This is a genomic window from Thermogemmatispora tikiterensis, from assembly GCF_003268475.1.
GTDB lineage: Bacteria > Chloroflexota > Ktedonobacteria > Ktedonobacterales > Ktedonobacteraceae > Thermogemmatispora > Thermogemmatispora tikiterensis.
Window position 1 is genome coordinate 5,871,973 of record NZ_MCIF01000002.1, and the last position, 19,723, is coordinate 5,891,695.

Annotated in this window: 14 protein-coding genes; 6 read left to right on the top strand and 8 right to left on the bottom strand. The window is 61.3% G+C overall.

Features of this window, described 5'->3' with window-relative positions; translation table 11 throughout:
* Window positions 1-408 precede the first annotated feature (408 nt).
* Both A4R35_RS23360 and glpK read right to left on the bottom strand, forming a co-directional pair.
* A complete protein-coding gene (locus A4R35_RS23360) occupies window positions 409-1,311 on the bottom strand; it encodes an MIP/aquaporin family protein (RefSeq protein ID WP_112433779.1) in 903 nt (300 codons plus the stop codon).
* 202 nt (window positions 1,312-1,513) lie between these two features.
* Window positions 1,514-3,016 (bottom strand): glycerol kinase GlpK, encoded by a 1,503-nt coding sequence (glpK, locus tag A4R35_RS23370; protein ID WP_112433783.1) that lies wholly within the window; start codon window positions 3,014-3,016, stop codon window positions 1,514-1,516.
* Between the two features lie 861 nt (window positions 3,017-3,877).
* Here glpK and A4R35_RS23375 point away from each other — a divergent pair.
* On the top strand, window positions 3,878-4,468 hold the full coding sequence (locus A4R35_RS23375; RefSeq protein WP_112433785.1) for a glycerol-3-phosphate responsive antiterminator: 591 nt from the start codon (window positions 3,878-3,880) through the stop codon (window positions 4,466-4,468).
* 112 nt (window positions 4,469-4,580) lie between these two features.
* Here A4R35_RS23375 and A4R35_RS23380 read toward each other — a convergent pair whose 3' ends face one another.
* From A4R35_RS23380 to A4R35_RS23400, 4 genes are all read right to left on the bottom strand, one after another.
* Window positions 4,581-5,042, bottom strand: a complete 462-nt coding sequence (locus A4R35_RS23380; protein ID WP_146747316.1) for an LURP-one-related/scramblase family protein — start codon at window positions 5,040-5,042, stop codon at window positions 4,581-4,583.
* A 112-nt stretch (window positions 5,043-5,154) separates the two neighbouring features.
* Entirely contained in the window at window positions 5,155-5,643 is a 489-nt protein-coding gene (locus A4R35_RS23385; RefSeq protein ID WP_112433789.1) for a hypothetical protein, read from the bottom strand.
* 268 nt (window positions 5,644-5,911) lie between these two features.
* The gene (locus tag A4R35_RS23390) at window positions 5,912-6,403 is read right to left on the bottom strand and encodes a PTS sugar transporter subunit IIA (RefSeq protein ID WP_112433791.1); all 492 of its coding nucleotides are present in this window, start codon (window positions 6,401-6,403) and stop codon (window positions 5,912-5,914) included.
* Window positions 6,404-6,730: 327 nt separating this feature from the next.
* Complete coding sequence (locus A4R35_RS23400; RefSeq protein WP_112434412.1) at window positions 6,731-8,251, bottom strand: PTS transporter subunit EIIC; 1,521 nt, start codon at window positions 8,249-8,251, stop codon at window positions 6,731-6,733.
* A 611-nt stretch (window positions 8,252-8,862) separates the two neighbouring features.
* On the opposite strand from A4R35_RS23400, the gene A4R35_RS23405 reads away from it, so the two are divergent.
* Window positions 8,863-10,797 (top strand): hypothetical protein, encoded by a 1,935-nt coding sequence (locus A4R35_RS23405; protein ID WP_223258466.1) that lies wholly within the window; start codon window positions 8,863-8,865, stop codon window positions 10,795-10,797.
* 162 nt (window positions 10,798-10,959) lie between these two features.
* On the opposite strand, the gene A4R35_RS23410 is transcribed toward A4R35_RS23405, so the two are convergent.
* Window positions 10,960-11,634: a zinc ribbon domain-containing protein gene (locus A4R35_RS23410; protein WP_189362250.1), complete on the bottom strand. Its 675-nt coding sequence runs from the start codon at window positions 11,632-11,634 to the stop codon at window positions 10,960-10,962.
* An 867-nt stretch (window positions 11,635-12,501) separates the two neighbouring features.
* Between A4R35_RS23410 and A4R35_RS23420 the strand changes: the two genes are divergently transcribed.
* The 4 genes from A4R35_RS23420 to A4R35_RS23435 all read left to right on the top strand — a co-directional run bounded on the left by A4R35_RS23420 (window position 12,502) and on the right by A4R35_RS23435 (window position 16,990).
* A complete protein-coding gene (locus A4R35_RS23420; RefSeq protein ID WP_112433799.1) occupies window positions 12,502-13,704 on the top strand; it encodes an extracellular solute-binding protein in 1,203 nt (400 codons plus the stop codon).
* Window positions 13,705-13,849: 145 nt separating this feature from the next.
* Complete coding sequence (locus A4R35_RS23425; protein WP_223258467.1) at window positions 13,850-14,803, top strand: ABC transporter permease; 954 nt, start codon at window positions 13,850-13,852, stop codon at window positions 14,801-14,803.
* 41 nt (window positions 14,804-14,844) lie between these two features.
* Window positions 14,845-15,732, top strand: coding sequence for an ABC transporter permease (locus A4R35_RS23430; RefSeq protein WP_112433803.1), 888 nt, complete (start codon window positions 14,845-14,847; stop codon window positions 15,730-15,732).
* 55 nt (window positions 15,733-15,787) lie between these two features.
* Entirely contained in the window at window positions 15,788-16,990 is a 1,203-nt protein-coding gene (locus A4R35_RS23435) for an ABC transporter ATP-binding protein (protein WP_112433805.1), read from the top strand.
* A 263-nt stretch (window positions 16,991-17,253) separates the two neighbouring features.
* Here the strand turns inward: A4R35_RS23435 and A4R35_RS23440 are convergent.
* A partial coding sequence (locus A4R35_RS23440; protein ID WP_223258468.1) for a discoidin domain-containing protein occupies window positions 17,254-19,723 on the bottom strand: 2,470 nt, incomplete at its 5' end.

Consider the following 19,723-nt stretch of genomic DNA (forward strand, 5'->3'; position numbering starts at 1 on the left):
ATAATCCCCGCACTATAATTGCATCTATTTAAGGATAAGGAATCCGCGGTTGGAGTGCTTTATCTTCTCGCATCGCCGTCCGCTTCTTCTAGAAGAAGGGGTCTTTGGAAGAGAGGAAAAGCGGGCAGGAGCTAATGATCAGGTGAGCAGGGCGGAAAAAAAATCGCGTCGGGACAAACGCGGTTAATGATCAGCGAGCGATCCTCTTGTCTGCGATAGGGGAGCAGCTTTCTCGGGCCACTTCTTTCAAGACGTAGAGCGGCGGCAGAGGAGAAGGCTACAGAGCGCCTTCCTCCCTGCCGCCCGTGTGAAGCAGAAGTCGAAGCGTAAGTGGAGAGCACTGCCTGAGCGAGCGAGCGAACAAGCAAGCAAGAGCAACGCCAGGATAACGGCCTGGCGACTGGTTACTTACTCCGCCTCGCTTGGCACGCGCACCGCCTCGCCCTTGGTCTCCGCCGTCCCCGACTTGGCCAGGCCACGAGCCTCCAGCACCTTACCGACCGTAAAGTCGTAGATGAAGGCGCCGACCACGCCGCCCAGCAACGGAGCCACGATCGGAATCCAGAAGTAGTAATTATTGGCCGACAGGCTGGCCCCACCGCTCACGAGGGCGATCCACAGGCGTGGACCGAAGTCGCGGGCGGGGTTGATGGCGTAGCCGGTATTCAGGCCGAAGGAGGCGCCGATGGCCACCACCAGCAGGCCGATAATCAGGGGATTCAGGTTGGCCTGCACGGGCTGATTGCGCCCGTCGACGATGGCGAAGATCAGACCCACCAGCAGAGCTGTGCCCACGAACTCATCGCAGAAAGCCCCGAACGTCCCCACGAAGGGCTTGGGGGCGGTATAGAAGACACCGCCGTAGCCGTTGGGATCGGCGATCTGCCCGATGGTCAAGTGATTGAGCGACAGGGCATGCACCAGTGCCCCCTGATAGACGAAGTAGAGGATAGCAGCAGCGACAAATCCACCGAGCACTTGAGCGACCCAATAAGGAACGACTTTGCTCCAGGGGAGCTTTCCACGTGCGGCTAGCGCCAGCGTCACCGCAGGATTTAGATGGGCGCCACTGACCGCCCCAGCCACATAGATGCCCAGCATCACCGCCAGGCCCCACCCCAGAATGATAACGATCCACTCGTTCGCGAAAGGCGTCGCTGCATTGTTCGCCCCGATATTCGTGAAGAGAGCGAACGTGGCCACGCAGCCATCGCCGAAGAGCAGCAGGATCATGGTGCCGAAGAACTCGGCGATGCATTCTCCCCACAGGCCCGCAAGCGCTGAGGGCCTACTCGTAAATTGACGGGCCATTGATCCAAACTCCTTTGTCACTCAGAGAGATAGAAAGAATGACAGACCAGGGCAAAGCCAGGGCCCGGCCATCCACTGCGGAGCCGGAAGCGCGTGGGCGCAAGCAATCGACGCATCCAGTGGATGGCCGGACTGTGAGCAAGCGGCAGCCTGATAGCCTGCCAGTCAGGCGACCGCCTGCCATCCGTGCGGAGAAAGGCTGCTAAGCGGAAGCGGGCCGCTCCCACTGTAGCGAGCGCTCCACCGCTCGCTTCCAGCCGGCGTAGAGCGCATCGCGCTGATCGGCGCTCATCTGCGGCTCAAAAGTGCGATCGACCGCCCACTGCTCGGCCACCTCCTGCTGGCTATTCCAGAAGCCGGTTGCCAGGCCAGCCAGATAGGCCGCGCCCAGGGCTGTCGTCTCGGCCACCTTGGGGCGCTGCACGGGCACGCCCAGGATGTCGGCCTGGAACTGCATCAGCAGGTTATTGACCACGGCGCCGCCGTCGACGCGCAGCGCCTTCACGCGCACGCCGCTATCCGCCGTCATGGCCTCCAACACGTCGCGCGTCTGATAGCACATCGACTCCAGCGTTGCGCGGGCAATATGGGCGATGCTCGACCCGCGCGTCAGGCCGACGATGGTGCCGCGCGCGTAGGGGTCCCAATAGGGAGCACCCAGACCGACGAAGGCCGGCACCAGATAGACGCCACCGTTGTCGGGTACCGACATTGCCAGCTGCTCCACATCGCTGCTCGACGCGATGGCGCGCAGCCCATCGCGCAGCCACTGAACCGCCGCGCCCGTAATGAAGATGCTCCCTTCGAGCGCGTAGGTCGTCTGGCCATTGACGCGCCAAGCGATGGTCGTCAGGAGGCCGTTCTTCGAAGCCACGCCGCGGTCACCGGTGTTCATCAGCATGAAGCTGCCGGTACCGTAGGTGTTCTTGGCCATGCCCACCTCGAAGCAAGCCTGGCCGAAGGTTGCCGCCTGCTGGTCGCCAGCCACGCCGGCGATCTTAATGGGTCCGCCGAAGAACTCCGGGTCGGTCTCGCCGTAGACCGTGCTCGACGGCATCACCTGGGGGAGCATCGCGCGCGGCACGCCCAGCTCCTTGAGGATCACATCGTCCCAGTCGCCCGTGTAGATGTTGTAGAGCATGGTACGCGAGGCGTTGGTGGCATCGGTCACATGGACGCGGCCTTTGGTGAGGCGCCAGATCAGGAAGGTGTCAACGTTACCGAAGAGCACCTCGCCCCGCTCGGCCTTCTCGCGTACGCCGGGCACGTTATCCAAGATCCACTTGACCTTCGTGCCCGAGAAATAGGCATCGGTCACCAACCCGGTCCGCTGGCGGATCTCGCTATCGAAGCCCTTGGCCTTCAGCTCGTCGCAGATGGGGGCCGTCAGGCGGCTCTGCCAGACGATAGCGTTGAAGACCGGCTTGCCAGTGGCCTTCTCCCAGACGAGGGTAGTCTCGCGCTGGTTGGTGATGCCGATGGCGGCAATGTCGGCGGCACTGGCTCCGGCCTTGTGCAGAGCCTCCTGGGCGACGCTGAGCTGACTGGACCAGATGTCCTCGGGATTGTGCTCGACCAGCCCCGGAGCCGGGTAGATCTGCGGGAATTCTTTCTGGGCGAGACTGACGACGGCGCCGTCATGGTTGAAGACGATGGCGCGTGAACTGGTGGTGCCCTGGTCAAGGGCGAGGACGTACTTCGCCATAGGTAGACAAGCCCTTTCTTGTTGCTGTGACGTCTTCCGTTGTCCAAAGATCGGCCAGCCTGGACGCCGCGCCGCTCCCGGCGCAGAACGGACCGCTGCGTCCGGGCACGCTACCCGCCTGCTTGACCTGCCGCCGGCTTCGGCTTGCCTGTGAAGCCTGAAGCGCAGGTGGCGGACGCGCAGGCTGCTGGGCTGCCGGGTTGCTGGCAGCGTTGCCATTGACCCAGACCTCGCCTGGCCAGTACTGCTACCTGTCTACCTGCTAGCTAGCCTGCTCCTTCTATGACGCACCGGGCCCTTCAGCTGGACTACCCCCTTCTCTGGACCTGCAGCGGCCTCCGTGCTACGCCGCCGCTCCGCTCTGCTCCACTCGGGCGCGCGCGAGGCTGTTGCCCCTTTGCTCCCTCTGGGGGAGTCGGCCTCTCTGTCCAGGGAGCCGTCCCAGCGAATCGAGTTTTAATCGTGGAATGGCCCCCGGTGCTGCTGATCAGGTCCTGACGGCCAGGAGCAAAAGAAAAAAGTCCCAAGCCGTGTTATTCACACTGGCTCAGGACTTTTCAGTTCACTGTCCTGTCAAATTCTATATTTAGTTGTCTCTGCTTTGCTACAATGGTAGCAGTACAGGCCGGCTAATAGCCCGTGCCTTGCTTATAATATAGTTAACCCATCTTGCTTTGTCAAGTGCCGAATTGCTGACCACAAAACCGGCCCGGCCCGGCCCCCGGCCCTGAAAGCCTGTTGGCTCAGCCTGGACAAAGAGGCGACCCTCTGACTATAATTAATAAAGATAAAACTATAGCAGATCGTTCCTGGATCACAGGTCGAGCAGTTTGAGGGACGGCTCCTTTGCTTCATCGAGGTGTGTATACGCAAGCGGCACTTGAGATTGTGCGCCTGGCGCGCCTCTATCCCGTAGCGGCGGCACTCAAATCGGAGGAGGACATGCGTCTGGCTCTGGAGGCTGATGCTCCTCTGCTCTTCCTCCTCAAGGGGGATGCCTTCCAGCTGGCTCCTTTTGTCGAGGAAGCGCGACGCCGGGGCAAGCGCGTTGTGGTACACGTCGACCTCGTCAGTGGCATCGGCAAAGACCGCGCCGGCATCCAATATTTGCATCAGATCGGCATTGATGCCATCATCACCAGTAAGTCGCAGCTGGTGACGGCGGCCCGCGCCGAGGGTCTGATCACCATCCAGCGCCTGCTCCTGCTGGACGACTCCGGCCTGGAGAAGGGGGTTCGCACCATCGCCCATGCCGGCCCCGATCTCGTCGAAGTTCTGCCCGGCATCATGTTCCCCGAAGTAGCCGCCACTCTGCGCCGACTGCTGCCTGGCCCCTTCATCGCTGGCGGCTTCATTCGCACCGCCGAAGACGTGGCCCGCGTCCAGCAGGCCGGAGCCATCCTGAGCAGCAGCAGCACCTACAGCCTCTGGCGCAACCTCTCCCTGGCCTGAGCGGCTCAGGTGCCTGGCCTCCTCTGCCTTTCTCCCCTGAAAAGGCGCAGCGGTGCACAATGAGCGCAACAGGGAGAGAAGAAGGAGACAACGAGACTACGTGACTACGTGACTACGCGCCTGACGCTGTGGCGGCCTGCTCTCGCTGCCACTGGATCATGACCAGCCAGAAGAAGAAGAGGACGATGGGCAGGGGAAAGCCGGGAATCTCGATGATCGCTCTGCGGCTCCACAGGCTTCGCGGGCGGATAGTCCCCAGCACTTCGCCGTTGCGCTCCAGCAAAAAGGTGCGCGTCCACAGCGACTGTGCACGCAGACTGTAGCGCTGGCCCGCATAGTCAATTTCGAAGCGACGCCTGACTGAGTGGCTCATGGCCTGGGCCAGTGGCGCGCCGTCCACCTCGTAGAGAAAAGGCCCGGTCAGGCCAGCGCGCCGGATAGTACACGCCTGGCCTTCCACCACTATGCTGCCCTGTTCGCGCAACAAGCCTCGCCTGATCTCTGCCAGCTCCTGCCCATCCTGAAGGATGACGTAGGTGTTTGAATACCAGTGGCGTGGCACGGCTTCTAGCATTGCTGTTGCTCCTTTGCTAGCTGGCTCTTGAAAAAACTCCCTTATCCGCTGCTGCTTGAAGGTAGCCAGGGAAGGCTTGTATGCTTGCCAACCCTGCTCGACTGCTCTCATCTTAGATGGCTCCTCCGCCACCTTCATGGTTATCCCAGGGCGTAATGACCAGCCAGAATGCAAAGAGGACCAGTGGCAAGGGGAGATCAGGCAGGTCAATCACGACATGCCGAATCGGCGAGCACCAGAGACCCCGCAGCTGTGGGCGGATCATCCCGACTGCCGTGCCATTGCTCTCCAAAACGAAGGTCATGCCCAGCGGTCGCCTGGGACGCAGGCGATAGCTCTGCTCGTGCCCGGCATAGTAGGCGATGGACCAGCCCCGTCCAGACCACGAGCCCCACGCCTGGGCCTGTAAGGAGCCATTGACCTCCGGCAGGTGCATCTGGATCAGGCCAAAGCGTCCGCGGCGCACGGGACGGGTGCGTCCCGCGACCGTTAGGCCCTCTACCCGACAAAAAAGCGCGGGACCAATCTCGGTGAAGAGCACCCCATCCCGGAAGAGGCGGTAGCTGTTCGACCAGCGCCTGCTTGGAACCGCTTCGAGCATAACAGAGATTCCTCTCTGCTGGCGTGGAAGGCGGTTCCACGCTTCAGATCGTTGCCTGCTTGCCTGTCAATCTGTCTCTGTCTGCATCCGGGGCTTTGGTTCCTGACCGATGGGTGATCCGCATGGCGGCATAAGGCCGACCAGGAGCCAAAGCTGCTGCTCGATGCAAGTCAATCAGCGCTCATTGCAAATCTTTGGGTTTTTCTCCTGTTTTGAGGATAGGCTCTACAGCATGCTCTTGTCAACAGAATGATGTGCCAAATCTGGGCTAAAGCGAGCGCTGTACGACAAAAAGCACATCCCGCCCCGCCTGCACCCTGCCGCTAGCGCGCCGGGTTAGGGTTCCGTTGCCGCTGAAGACCACAGGACTCAGCATGCTCTTGCCCCGTGCTGCGATGCGCGCGCGATCGAAGCCTACCACCGGCGCACCAGCCTCGACGCGGTCGCCTTCCTGGGCCAGAAGAGTAAAGCCGTCGCCAGCCAGCTCTACCGTATCGAGGCCCAAATGAACGATCACGGCGCTCTCCTCATCGCTGCCCTCGGGGCCGGCAGCGATGACGAAGGCATGACCGCCTGGAAAGAGGCGCACCAGCCTGCCGCTGATGGGAGCAACTGCTACGCTGCCCCGCGGATCAATAGCCAGGCCATCGCCAACCAGCTTCTGCGCAAAGACCTCGTCGGGCACCTGCTCCAGCGGCACAATCTGGCCATCGATCGGTGCTAGAACAACCAGATTACTCTGATTCTGGGGACCTCTCATGCTCTTTAAATCCTGCACTTCCTAACTAGGATAGCGTTTAGCCATTGACTTGTTGCCTTATGCGTATCATACATAGCTTGCAGACCACTGGCTCAGCCCTCGGGCTGTTGGCCTGCAATCACCTGACAGCCAGCGCGCCGAAAACGGGCAGCCAGGAAAAAAAGCTGCCCGTTCTGCCAAGGAGGCCTGCATCTGTGCTCGTAGCCGATTATCCAGGTTCGGGCCGTGCCGATCAACAGCAAGGCCACCCAACGCCTTAGCGCTTTCCTGGACCAGCGGCTCATAGACAGCACCTCACTGGTGCCGGCGAGCACGGTGGGGCCTCTCTCATCCCTGCTCTGTTCCCTCCGACGCTGGGGAGACGGGAGCCTGTTCTGCTGCTGCTGCTTCTCCTTCTCCTCCTCCCCTCTTCATCAGCTGCTTCATACGACTGGCCAGACGGTCGGACTGCGTCCCCATGACGACCTGGACAATCTTGCCGTGCCGAATAACACCGGCAGCACCCAGCTGCTTGAGACGGGCCTCGTCGATGTGAGTTGGATCATTGATGAAGAGGCGCAGGCGCGTGATGCAGCCCTCGACACTCTCGACATTGGTTTTGCCGCCCAGCGCGGCCAGCAACTCCGCCGCCAGGCGCTCATCGGCATCCCTTGCCTCAACTGCTGTGCTCTCTGCCTCTGAGGTTGCCTCTCTCGTGGTCGCCTGCGCTGGGCGTGGACCGCGCTGGCTCTCGGGCAGAATCCAGTCGCTGCGGCTGTCGGTAGCCGGGCTGCCACGTCCCGGCGTCGCCAGATTGAAGCGCTCAATGCAGAAGCTGAAAATGAAGTAGTAGATGACGGCGTAGAGCAGCCCGATGAGCAGCAAGAGCAGTGGCTGGCTTGTGTTGGCCTTGCTGAAATTGATCAGGTAGTCGATCAAGCCGGCGGAGAAAGTGAAACCGATGCGGATGCCCAGAGCGGTACAGATGGCCAGGGCGGTACCGGTCAGCACGGCATGGATCAGGAAGAGGACAGGGGCTACGAAGAGAAAAGCGAACTCGATTGGCTCGGTCACGCCTGTCAGAAACGAAGTCAGGGCGGCGGAGAGCAGGATGCCGGCGGCCACGCGTGGATAATGAGCGCGGCGGATCATGGCCAGACAGGCGGCTGGCAGCCCAAACATCATCACGGGGAAGAAACCGGCCATGAAGTTGCCCGCCGTGGGATCACCGGCAAAATAGCGGTTGAGGTCACCGTTGACCAGGCCGTGCGCCGTGTGATAGGTGCCCAGCTGGAACCAGACGTAGGTATTGAGCACATGGTGCAGGCCGAAGGGAATCAACAGCCGGTTGAGGAAGCCATAGATCCCGGTGCCGATCGGCCCCAGGGCTACAATTCCTTGGCCGACGGCGTTGATGGCTCCCTGGATCGGCGGCCAGATCAGGCCGAAAATAACTCCCAGTACAAGAGCAACCAGGGCCGTAATGATAGGCACGAAGCGTTTGCCGCCGAAGAAGGCCAGATAGTCCGGCAGGCGAATGTCATGGAAGCGCCGATAAAGACCGGCGCTGACCAGCCCCATGATGATACCAGAGAAGACACCCATTGAGATCGAGGGATCTGGGGCGCCATTGACCTGGGGAATGATAACGTTGAAGACGCCGTTGAAGACCAGATAGCCTACCAGCCCGGCTAGCGCCGCCGCCCCCTCGCCACCAGTGAGTCCGATGGCAATGCCAACGGCAAAGATCAGCGAGAGATTCGCAAAGACGGCGTTGCCCGCCGCCGCCATCCAGGGCAGGTTGAGCAGGTCGGCTTGCCCAAAACGCAGCAGTAAACCCGCCGCTGGCAGCACTGCGATGGGGAGCATGAGTGAGCGCCCAATACTCTGTAAGGCTCCCAGCACACGATCGAAACCGCTGGTACGGGTGGAGGGAATAACACCGGAGGACGAGGTGTTTGCGGTACTCACGGCCTTTTCTCCTCTCTTGAAGAGACAGGTTCATCCTATCCGAGGACGTTTATGGGTATACTATACCCGCCCGCCATCTATTCGTCAAGTCATCTATACCACCTACGCAACGGGCAACACGCTGGCTGGACTGATTGCGTCCTGCTCGCGGCGGAGGCTCAGAATAAGCGAGAGGAAGCAAGCGGAAAAGAAAAAGCGGAAGCAAGCGGTAGTGACTCGCCGTCTGCTGCCGGCTACACTAGCCATGAGGACCTATCATCGTAGTGCTTGCTGCCCGCTCTGCTGAGGTCGCTGGCGCTGCCGCCTGGGTTGGGGCTGTCGCCATGCGTTGCTACTCCTAACGTCCTGATGAGCGATCTTCTGTGCGTCAGGGGGAAGGCGCTGGTTACTGTGGCGGGCAAGGCGAGAGGAAAGGGAGCTGCGACCACGGTGGTCGCTGTCAGACCGGGGCAGAGGGCCTCTCTTCGGAAAGAGGCACTCTCTGGCCCTAGTGCTCAAGGAGGACGAGCGTGACACGGCCTGATTGCTTGTCGGCTGCCAGCAAAGCAGCCACCAGCCTGCGCAAGCGGCCAGGTCAGCTTTTGCTGGTCCTGGTCACTGTGCTGCTACCATGCTCAGCGCTCACAGCCGTCGCGGAGGCGCGGGCGTTAACCGACCTCACCTGTGGCAGCGGGCAGACTCTCCTTATTAGCCAGACCATCTACATGCATCGCCTGACGGTAGCTCAGGGCTGTACCCTGGCTGCTCCCGACGGTTACAGCCTGACCCTGACCGTCAATGGTATTGAGACCGGCCAACGCCTCACCGCTACCGGAGGAGCCGCGACGGCCATTCAGCCCGGCACCTATCGCGGTGATGTTGTGCTCACAGTAGCCCAGGCTAATGCTATCAGCTGGCAGGGTTTGCTCTTCCCCTTCCGCCAGGCGCTCTATGTTGATAACAGCGGCATTGTGCGCGCGCGCTCGGTGCTGGCGGCGCTTCTGGGTGGTGTGCTGACAGCCACCACGGCCAGCAACGTTCGTCTCGTCTCCACTGGCGAAGCCTTCAATGGCATCTATGTGGCTGGCGGGAGCTATCTGCTGGAGCACCCTATGATCTCTTTCCAGGGCAATGGGCGCTCCGACTTTGTGGGCTATGGAGCGGCCATCGTTGGCACGGGCGAGGGCACGAGGCTGGTCGTTGACCATGCTTTCATCAACAATAGCGGGGCGGTGCGTACCGCCGTCGTCGCTGAAGGGGGAGCCAACGTCATCGTCAAGAATTCGACGATTGCCGTGCGCGATGGGATCTTGCCCGCTGATTATGTGCCCACGGTTGATCTAGCGTACATGGAATCAGCGCCCTGGATGCTGAGCATTGCTGGCAATGTGCGCGCCACCAACCTGCTTGGCGTCAATACCAAGGCGACCTACATCAATTCAACCCTCTCCTCGGAGGGCTGGGGTGTGCTCTCCAGCGACGTTGGTCAGGATGGGCAGCTTACCGCCATCAATAGCACCTTGATCAATACGGGCAGCGAGGGCGGCTATGGCTCCTATGCCATTGGCGATGCCGTCGAGCGCTTCCTGGGAACGACCTTTGATGTTGCTACCTACGCCAGCATCATCCGCGGCGGAACAGTCTTCTACGGCGACAGCACGCCGACGGCGGTGGCCCAGCTCAATAGCGCCCTCGATCTGGGTTTGAGCGCGCACGAGCTGGCACAGTTGCCGGTGCGGGCCACGGTCATCAATTCGCGCCGCTTTGGGGTGATGTGGCATGGTCCAGGGGCGGTCACGGTGACTGGCGGCACGCTCTTCAGGACCCAGGAAGCCACCTTCTTAGATAAAGGACAGGCGGTGACGATCACGGTCGATGGCTCGCAGGGGGCGCGCCTGTTGCCGGCCAACGGCACGCTGCTACAGCTGATGGAGAACGACGACCCAGGGCCGGTGATGGTCAATGGCAAGCTGGTCAACGCCGGCGTCTATACGGAGCCGAGCGGATTACCGGTCAAGGACAGCAGCTTCGATGTGACGGCGGTTCACAGCAGCGATGCCGTGGCGACCTTCTCGCAGATCGCTCTGACGGGCAATTTCTTCAATGGCATGCGGGGTGACATGAATATGGTGCTGACGTTCAATAAGGCCCGCCTGACCGGGGTGATTTCGGCTTCGCTGGCGCGCCATGCCGTGAGCACGATCACCTCAGCCCACTATCAGCAGTTGGGCGAAGTGAGCAATACGCCCTCGCCGGTTATTAACAATGGGGTGATCGTGACGCTCAACGCGGGATCAGGCTGGACGGTCACCGGGACCAGCTATCTGAGCAAACTGGTGCTTGCTCCGGGCGCGACCCTGACGGCGCCTGCGGGCCATACGCTCGCGCTGACGGTCGATGGGGTGCCGACACCCATTGTCTCCGGCCAGAGCTATAGCGGGAATATTGTGCTGGCAGTGCGCTGAGATGTGCGACGTACGATCTGGGGTGAAACGCTGCGCCTGATCGTGAGAGGCCAGGAAGAGGGTCTAGCGGGGCGATGATCAGCTCTCGTCTCGATAGACCCTCGCTCGCTGTGAGTGAAACGCGCTGTTAGGTTCCCGAGTGGGCCAGACCGATCCTGGGTTCTAGGCCGTCCCTCCCAGGCTTTGCTCTGGGCTGGGAGCGTTATCAAGGGCCGTCAGCGGGCTTCCGCAATTCCCGCAGAAGCGAGCAGCCACAACCCGCTCGTGACAGTTGGCGCAGGTAACCAGGGTATGGGCACTGGAGGTATTGGCGGGGCCGGCTGCCAGGGGGGAGCCGCAGAGATGGCAGTGCTGGGCTGCTTCGTCGTTGAGGGCTCCGCAGCGCGCGCAGTAGAGGCCGTGCAGGGTGCTGGTGCTAGCGCGCGTAGCCTGGGCCTGGACGCAGTAGGTTTCGATGGCTTGCCAGACGTCCTGGTAGAAGCTAAAGTCCCCAATGCCGCGGATCAGCGGGAAGATCAGGAGTGGCGGGAAGAACAAGGCGCTCCAGAGTATTCCTGTGAGCGGGCCTTCTAACCAGTGACTCTGGCCGACACTGACGCTGATGCCGTCGGGTAGGCGCGAGATGCTGACGCCGAGAGCGGTGCGCAGGCGTCCACTCCAGGGACGCGCCTGCGCAATCTGGACCAGAACGTGATCCCCCTGCCCAATCTTCTGGGCGATAGTGCTGAGCGCGCTACCTCCCCAGCCGAGATAGCTGTAGTTTTGGCCAAAGGTCTGGACGAGGTAGTCGGCCAGACCGTCCGGGGAAAGGCTGCCATGATAGATGCGCTGTTCCATGTGCAAAGCTCCTCCTTTGCTAACAGTCAGATCGGGAGACGCCCTTAAAGGGAAACAAACAGGCTGATCAACGCTGAGAGAGACCTGGCTTCCGTAGCTGGGCAGCCTCGGACGGTCTTCACCGCTGGCCGCCCGCAAGAAAGGGAGTCGGGAGGAGCACGAAAGAGCATGAAGTAGGTTTGGATAGGCGCAGAGAAGCAGCCCACTGCTGTGCAGCACTGACAGAGACCGCCAGGTCGCTGACGTGAACATCGCTGGCCCTCCTTGGACACCGAGCTAAGCAATGCGGCCCGCGCGGCCCTGGTGGGTAGCACCCGTAGCACTCTGCCAGTCCGCCCGGCTGCTGGGCTGCTATATGGTTGTCTCAGATACTGGGCAGTCTTTCCTGTTTTGCTCCTGAGTCTCTCCTGACTAGATCTGCCAGCCTGCTTCTATGGTAGCAGAAAATGCGTGATAAATCAATTGTTCTCCTACTGGATGCCATACTGCCCTGGTGAGGTCGCGTGACGAGCCTTCCCGGAGGCTTGCTCCTGCGGCGTTGGACGAAATATAACTGAGCCTTAACAACTCCTGCCTGATCTATTAACCTCCTCTTAGCATAGCCGCCCTACCATGAAGAAGCGTGAAGAGAGCAAGCGTACGGAGAGACTGGGCCTGCGCTCTGTGCTCCGCCTCGGGCCTGCCTGCCGTTGACCTGCTGTCTTGCCATTTGTCCATCTGCTGGATGCGCTTGCGGTTGCCTGTTCTATCGGGCAGTGGAGATTGCTGCTTTAAAAGCTGATTTAGCATGTTAGATCAGCAGTTCTTCTCACTTAACCGTGTAGCTTTATTCACCGTGCATGCCAACGATCAGGAGGTAGCCTTTTGATGCGCCCTGGACGCAGCCGGGAACGGCTGCTATTCAATGATCTCTTAGGCCAGCAGAGCCGTCGCCACTTTCTGCGGCGGGCAGGTGTGGCGGGCCTCTCGGCCAGCGCTCTGGCGGCCATGCTAGAAGCCTGTGGGGGCAGTAGCACTGGCAGCAGTGCCTCCACTGCCAATGTCAACATGGCTGGTCCCATCAAGATGGACACGCTGATTGCCAACGCCAAAAAAGAGGGCCAGCTGCAGGCTGTGGGCATCCCGCCCGAGTGGGCTGACTACAAAGATATCCTGGCCGGTTACACCAGCCATTATGGCCTGCCTATCTCCTACAAGGCCGAAGCCGAATACTCCTCGGCTCAGGAACTGGAGGTCTTCAAGAACTCAAAGACGCGTCCCCACGGCGACATTGGCGATGTCGGCTTCAAGTTCGGCCCACTGGCTGTTCAGCAAGGTCTGGTCGCTCCCTATAAGCATGCCCACTGGGACGACATTGATGCCAACCTCAAAGATCCCAATGGCTACTGGTGCACCGAATATTATGGTGCGCAGGCTTTCGTCATCAATACGGACATTGTTAAGAAGCCCCCGACTTCCTTTGCTGAGTTGCTGCACGGCAGCTATAAAAATATGGTCGGCATCGATGGCGACCCGCGCCAGGCCAATGATGCCTTTCTGGCCGTCTTTGCCGCTGCCCTGGCCAATGGTGGCAGCCTCGACAATATTCAGCCCGGCATCGACTATTTTGCTCAGCTCAAGAAGAGTGGCAATTTCACGGTCGCTCGCTCCAGCATTGCCAATATTTCGACCGGCGAGGTGGCCATTGCCGTGATGTGGGACTACCTTGGACTGGGTTTCCGCGATCAGCTGGCTGGCAAGCCTCATCTGGAGGTGATCATTCCCTCCGATGGCTCGATTGCCGGCCCCTATGTCTCCGTAATCAATAAAACGGCGCCTCATCCTTTCGCCGCCCGCCTCTGGATCGAATATATTTTCTCCGACGAAGGGCAGCTCTTCTACCTGAAAGGCTACGCTCATCCGGCCCGCTACCAAAAGCTGGTAGCTGCTGGCAAGGTTCCCCCTGATCTGGCGGCCAAGCTGCCGCCTGCTGAGCAATATGCCAATGTGCGCTTCCCGTCGCTGGCTCAGCTCAATGCTGCTTCGACCCTGGTCAATAATAACTGGGGTCCACAGGTGCTTGGCTCCTAGCCAGGCGAGAAAGGCAGGGAAGGAAGAAAGCGTTCTCGATGGGGCGGGCGCGCTCCGCTCGTCTGCCGGTCCGCCTGGTCCTGGTGGGTTGACCGGGAAGGCGCCCGCCCGGACCTGTGATCGGCTGCTCATCTGATCAGGAGGTATGCCCATGCTCGTACGGGCGCGAGATGAGAGGGAGGGGCAGGCTCTGGCTGGCGTTGCCAGCCGAACGACCGGCGGCCAGCCTCAGCGCCGCGCCGGGCGTCTGGCTGGCCTGGTTACCTGGTCGGTGCTCATCCCTTTCTTACTCTTTTGTTTGCTCTTCGAGCTGCTCCCGGTGATGATCACGATTCAGGGAAGCCTGACGAATGGTGGCACCACCGGCTTGAGTCTGGCTAGCTATCAGCGGCTCTTTGGCCAGGCCAGTAATCTGCGGGCCTTTCAGAACAGCATTGCGCTCTCTCTGGTCACCGCGCTTATCGGGGGGCTGGTCGGAGCTGTGGCGGCCTATGGCCTGGCCAGCCTGCGCCAGGGATGGCTGCGCAATCTGCTGGTCAGTTTCTGCAGCATCGCCGCGAATTTCGCCGGTGTCCCCCTGGCTTTCGCCTTCATCGCGACGCTCGGGGTCACTGGCTTCGTGACGGTGGCCCTGCGCACCTGGCTGCATCTCGATCTCTACAGTCTCGGCTTTAGCATCTATCAGTTCTGGGGCCTGGTGCTGGTCTATGTCTATTTCCAGCTCCCGCTGATGGTCCTGGTGACGCTGCCCGCTTTGAATGGGCTGCGCCCCGAGTGGCGTGAAGCCGCCGTCAATCTGGGAGCCTCGCCAGCAGGGTACTGGTGGCGCGTAGCTCTGCCCATTCTCTTCCCTTCGCTGGTGGCCGGGACCATGCTGCTCTTCGCCAATGCCTTTGGGGCCTTTGCTACGGCCTACGCTCTGGCTCAAGGGAATATCAACCTGGTCCCCATTCTGATCGATTTTCTGGTCAATGGCAACGTGACTGTCGACTTTGGCCTGGGCGATGCCCTCGCCGTTGGCATGATAGTCGTGTTGCTGGCCGTGGTTGCGCTCTATACGACGATGCTCAGGCGGGCAAGCCGCTGGCTGGGCCGCTAGCGAACAGATACGCTCGCAAGGATACGTAAGGAGGTAGAGAGATGCGACAAACGGTGAGCCATTGGCGCGGACTGCTGGCGACCCGACTGGCGCTCGGCCTGGTACTGCTCTATCTGCTGATCCCGCTGGGGGCCACGCTGGCCTTTGGTCTCAGCGGCGGTCACGGCTGGAGGGGAGATCTCTCGGCCCTCAGTGCCGTCTTTGGCGATCCTGATTTCTGGCTGACCCTGCTGACCTCGCTCGGGCTGGCGGCGGGGACTACCTTGCTGGTCCTGCTGCTGCTCACGCCCACTGCTTATCAGGTGCGGCTGCGTCTGCCGCAGGGGCGCGGGCTCCTTGAAACCCTGGCCCTGCTCCCTTTCGCTGTGCCGCCTATTGTGCTCGGGACTGGCCTGCTGCAGGAATACAATGGCACCGCCGCCAACAGTCCGCTGGTGGTCCTGCTTTCCTTGGGCCTGGTGCCGTTGCTGAGCAATGTATTCCCCTTGCTTGACATTCCTCTCTTGCTCGTCTGCTCCTATGTTATTGTGGCGCTGCCGTTTGCCTATCGAGCCATTGACAACAGCCTGCGCGCGGTTGATGTCAAAGTCCTCACAGAGGCAGCGGCCAGCCTGGGAGCGGGCTGGTGGCAGACGCTGCTACAAGTGATTCTGCCCAATATCTGGCCGGGTGTCTTGACGGCTGCTCTCCTGACCTTTTCGACGGTGATGGGCGAGCTGACGCTGGCCAGCCTCTTCAATACCTATACCTTCCCGATTTATCTGAACATGACAGGGCAGAATGACCCGCATCGGGCGGCCTTGCTGGCGGTGCTCAGCTTCCTGCTGACGCTCTTCTGCGTCCTGGGCATAGTGCCGGGCAGCCGTCTCCATGCTGGGGCAGGCCGGGCCGCTCTCCCAGGGCAGATCGAGGGGGCGGGACTGCGCTAAGTCGGCTGGCTGACGAGCTGGCCGGCTGTGGTTATAGAGCATAAGGATAGCGTCTATGGCTTTTCTAGAACTGCAGGAGCTGACCAAATCCTTCGGAAAGACGCGGGCGGTTGAGCGCATCTCTTTGGGGGTTGAGCGAGGAGAGTTTCTGACGCTCTTGGGGCCGAGTGGTTGTGGCAAGACTACCGTGCTGCGTCTCGTCGCTGGTTTTGAGCAACCGGATGCCGGGCATATCCTTCTTGACCAGGAGGAGATCACAACCCGCCCGGCCAACCGGCGCCCGATGGGCATGGTCTTTCAATCCTACGCTCTCTTCCCCCATATGACCGCTGAGCAGAACGTCGCCTTTGGCTTGCGTCTCAGGCGCTTGCCTCCTGCCTTGATCCGCCAGCGCTGCGAGGAGCTGCTCGCCCTGGTGGGGCTGGCCGAGCGAGCGCGCAGTTATCCGCATCAGCTCTCGGGCGGACAACAGCAGCGTGTTGCTCTGGCGCGCGCCCTGGCGGTCGAGCCGAAAGTGCTGCTGCTCGACGAGCCGCTCTCGGCGCTGGATGCGGCAGTGCGTGTGACCTTGCGCGAAGAGATCCGGCGCATCCAACAACAGCTTGGAATGACCGTCATCTACGTGACCCATGATCAGGAGGAGGCTCTGGCGATCTCCGGCCGCATCGCCGTCATGGCTCGCGGTCGTCTTGAGCAGCTTGGGACGCCCGAGGAGATCTATCGCCGTCCGCGTACGGTCTTTGTGGCGGGCTTTGTCGGGGCCAGTACCCGATTGTCAGCTCGCCTGGAACGTGCGGTGGAAGGCCGCTGTCGCCTTGACGGAATACTTCTGCGTGTTCCGCCTCAGCCAGAGCTGAGCGATGGCTCTGCCGTGCTACTGGTAGTGCGTCCAGAGCTGGTCACACTGTGCCAGCTCAACGAGGCGAGCGGCGCAGCAGCGGATGGGGGTGGTCAGAGGCAGGGGCAGGAGAATGTGCTCCTGGGTACCGTGGAGCTGCGTACCTTTCTGGGTGCGGTGACGCGCTTCCGCGTGCGCGCCGCTGGTGGCCAGCTCTTCACCGTTGACCTGCCCGGTCTGCAGGCCGGGACCCTGGTCCCCGGTCAGCGTGTCCGGCTCTCTTTCCCGCCTGAAGCCTGTCTGGTACTGCCGCTTGAGGAAACCGGCTCGGGGGTGACAGCGCTTCCTGTTCCTGAATGGCCAGCTGGCACAACCGGGCAGCCAGGTCCCGAGCGCGAGCCGCAGCCGGAGCATGCTTGAGCGCGGTCCGTAGCTGCCCTGCCCTGGGTGGCCGCTGGTCTGGCTGTCTGCCGGGCTCGCTCCGCTTCTCCGCCCATATGTGAGCCGGCGAGCCGAGACAGAGAAGCGCCCATCGGAAGAGAGCGGCCATGATGGCGCGGCCTCTTCCCGACGGGCGCGGCGGGCCAGGAGGAGCGAGCAGACGAGCGAGCGACAGTGACCCTGGCCCGCGGACACTCACGGTCACGGCGCTCCGACTGGGGGGCGCCATGCCGGGGGTGCCATCAGGAGTGGGTATAGATGCCGAATTCCCAGAGCGAGTAGCCGTAAGGAGTGCCGCGCGCTGTTCCGTAGAGGCGCACGTAGCGCCCCGAACCGCTCACGTCGAAATCGTCGACGCCGCCGGTCCCGCTGGTCGTCGAATAAATCGTTGTCCAGGTGCTGCCATCGTTCGACACCTGGATCTGATAGGCCGAGCCGTAGGCCGCCTCCCAGACCAGCTGTATATGGCTGATCTGAGTCACCTGGCCCAGATCGACCATGATCCATTGGGGATCGCTCCAGTCGCTGGCCCAGCGCGTTGACAGGTTGCCATCGGTGGCATTCGACGGTGGATAGGGGGCGCCGTTGCCGGTTGTCTGGTAGGACGAGGCTGTAGTGGGCTTGCCAATAGCCACATTGGTCCCGTTCACAGGTGGAGGCACCACCTTGAACGAGCGCGTCTCGATGCCAACGTTGCCCTGGCCATCGTAGGCGTACAGATAGACCTTCCAGGTGCCCAGCACCTTGGGCGCCGTCACCGTGAAGGTGCTTGTGCCTGTCTGGCTAAAGGTGGCATAGCTCAAGCCAGTGCTGCCATCGATGTACTTGCTGCAGAACATGATGGTGTAGCGCAGCAGATTGCCGCCGGGATTACTGACGCTGGCGCTCAAAGTGAACTGGCCGCCGGCTGGCACCGTGTTTGTGCTCACTGTCAGGTTGGAGATCACCGGTGGGGTGCTGCTTGCGGGTGGCGTCTGCCCTGTATAGAGCTGCTGAACTGTGTAGTACGCCAGCCGTTTCCAGCCGCCGGTTTTCAGATTGAACCAGACGCCGCCGAAGTCGTTCTCGATGCCATAGTTGAAGAGCGTCGCTCCAAGTGCCACCCCGCTATGGCTGGTAATACAGTTCCAGGCATTGGCGTAGCCCTGGGCCGACTGCACATCTGTGCTTTCCTGGGGGACGCCGTTGGCATCGTTGGGCACCTCCCATTCACCCGGTGGCCCCGACTCGGTCACGATGTAGGGAACCGTATAGCCGCCGTTGATCCAGTCCTGCTTGACGTTGCAGACCGCTCCGTAGGAGTTGACCGCGTAGAGATCCAGGTGAGGCGCATTGGCCTTGTAGTACTGCCAGGCGCCGGTCCAGGCGTCGGTCGAGGTTACTGGATGGTTCGGGTCGATGGCGTGAATCGCCTGGGCTACCTGATCGACGAACTGCGCATAGGCGTTGCGCTCCTGCTCCAGTTGTGTACCCGAAAAGGTGTTCTGGAGACTGAGCAGCACCTCGTTGCCCACGTCCCACATCAGGACCGCCGGGCTGTTTTTGTAGGTGTTAACCAGGTTCTGGATGGCGCTGAGCTGGCTCGCCTTGTAAGCGCTGTCATTCACATAATCCGCGCTCTGTGAGAGCCAGAAGCCGTTAATAACCTTAATGCCATAGGCGGCGGCGGCGTCGAGCAGCGACTGCGTGCTGCTATCGGTTCCCCAGGTGCGGATCGTGTTGACGCCGAGGGCCTGCAGGTCGGGCATGTAGGCCAGGGCGGCAGCGTTCGGAGGGCCGAAGGTGACGCCCTTGATCAGGTAGGGCGAGCCGTTGACCAGCAGTTGCCAGTTAGCCTGTGTCCCTGTGACTTTGACGACACTGGCTCCGCTCGGCGTTGGCGGCGTCGTCAGAGCCGGCGGCGCTGTGCCCGTTTTCTGGTAGACTGCTACCGAGGCGATGCTCAAGGTGCCGCCCGAGGAGGTAGCGCTTGTGGGCGTTGTGCAGCCGCAAACGGTGTTTGGGAAGGAGCCGCCGATGGCCAGATCGAAGATCAGGAAGAAGCTGTGATCGACGGCTGCCTGCCAGGCGCTCACGCCGACCTGGCTCTCGCGCACGATCCAGATCTGCTGATTGTCCAGGTACCAGCGAATTTGCTCATCTGAGAGGCTGCGATCGATGATCACTGAGTAGGTGTGATAGCCGCTCTGGCAGCCTGGGCAGGTGGCCAGGCCGCTGGTCAAGCCGTTGTACTCATTGCAAGGGCCGCCTGGGGCGCTGCCGCAGTGCAGCGTTGCGATCTCAGCATTGCGCCCGTTGACATCTTCTAAAATGTCGATCTGACCGACAGCAGGCCAGTTCTGATAGTTGCCGCGGTACTGGGCACCCATAGCGCTGAAGGCCGGCCAGTAGCCAAGGCCATTGCTCGGCTCAGGCTGTTTGATGGAGGCCGTGATTTGCAGCATGCCTCCTGCTGGGGCGGCGAAGTCGCTGCGTTTGGTCTCGATGCGCCCCGAGGTCCAGCTCCCATTGTTGTTAATAGCAGTGATATTGAGGTGGTTATTGCCGTCGAGATAGACGTTGCTGGTCGAGTTACTCATGGTCTCGACCTCGCCAGTTCCCCAATTTGCCGCTCCGCCTGGGTAGCTGGTGCCGGTATCAATGATCCAGTTATCTGCCGAGGGCGAGCTGCCCGCAGGCCCGCTGAAGTTATCGCTCCAGACCAGCGTCCAG

Excerpts from the sequence above, each read along its gene's own strand:
- A4R35_RS23360 (WP_112433779.1), bottom strand. The coding sequence starts at position 1,311 with ATGGCCCGTCAATTTACGAGTAGGCCCTCAGCGCTTGCGGGCCTGTGG.
- glpK (WP_112433783.1), bottom strand. The coding sequence starts at position 3,016 with ATGGCGAAGTACGTCCTCGCCCTTGACCAGGGCACCACCAGTTCACGC.
- A4R35_RS23380 (WP_146747316.1), bottom strand. The coding sequence starts at position 5,042 with ATGCTAGAAGCCGTGCCACGCCACTGGTATTCAAACACCTACGTCATC.
- A4R35_RS23385 (WP_112433789.1), bottom strand. The coding sequence starts at position 5,643 with ATGCTCGAAGCGGTTCCAAGCAGGCGCTGGTCGAACAGCTACCGCCTC.
- A4R35_RS23390 (WP_112433791.1), bottom strand. The coding sequence starts at position 6,403 with ATGAGAGGTCCCCAGAATCAGAGTAATCTGGTTGTTCTAGCACCGATC.
- A4R35_RS23400 (WP_112434412.1), bottom strand. The coding sequence starts at position 8,251 with ATGCTCCCCATCGCAGTGCTGCCAGCGGCGGGTTTACTGCTGCGTTTT.
- A4R35_RS23410 (WP_189362250.1), bottom strand. The coding sequence starts at position 11,634 with ATGGAACAGCGCATCTATCATGGCAGCCTTTCCCCGGACGGTCTGGCC.
- A4R35_RS23420 (WP_112433799.1), top strand. The coding sequence starts at position 12,502 with ATGCGCCCTGGACGCAGCCGGGAACGGCTGCTATTCAATGATCTCTTA.
- A4R35_RS23425 (WP_223258467.1), top strand. The coding sequence starts at position 13,850 with ATGCCCATGCTCGTACGGGCGCGAGATGAGAGGGAGGGGCAGGCTCTG.
- A4R35_RS23430 (WP_112433803.1), top strand. The coding sequence starts at position 14,845 with ATGCGACAAACGGTGAGCCATTGGCGCGGACTGCTGGCGACCCGACTG.
- A4R35_RS23435 (WP_112433805.1), top strand. The coding sequence starts at position 15,788 with ATGGCTTTTCTAGAACTGCAGGAGCTGACCAAATCCTTCGGAAAGACG.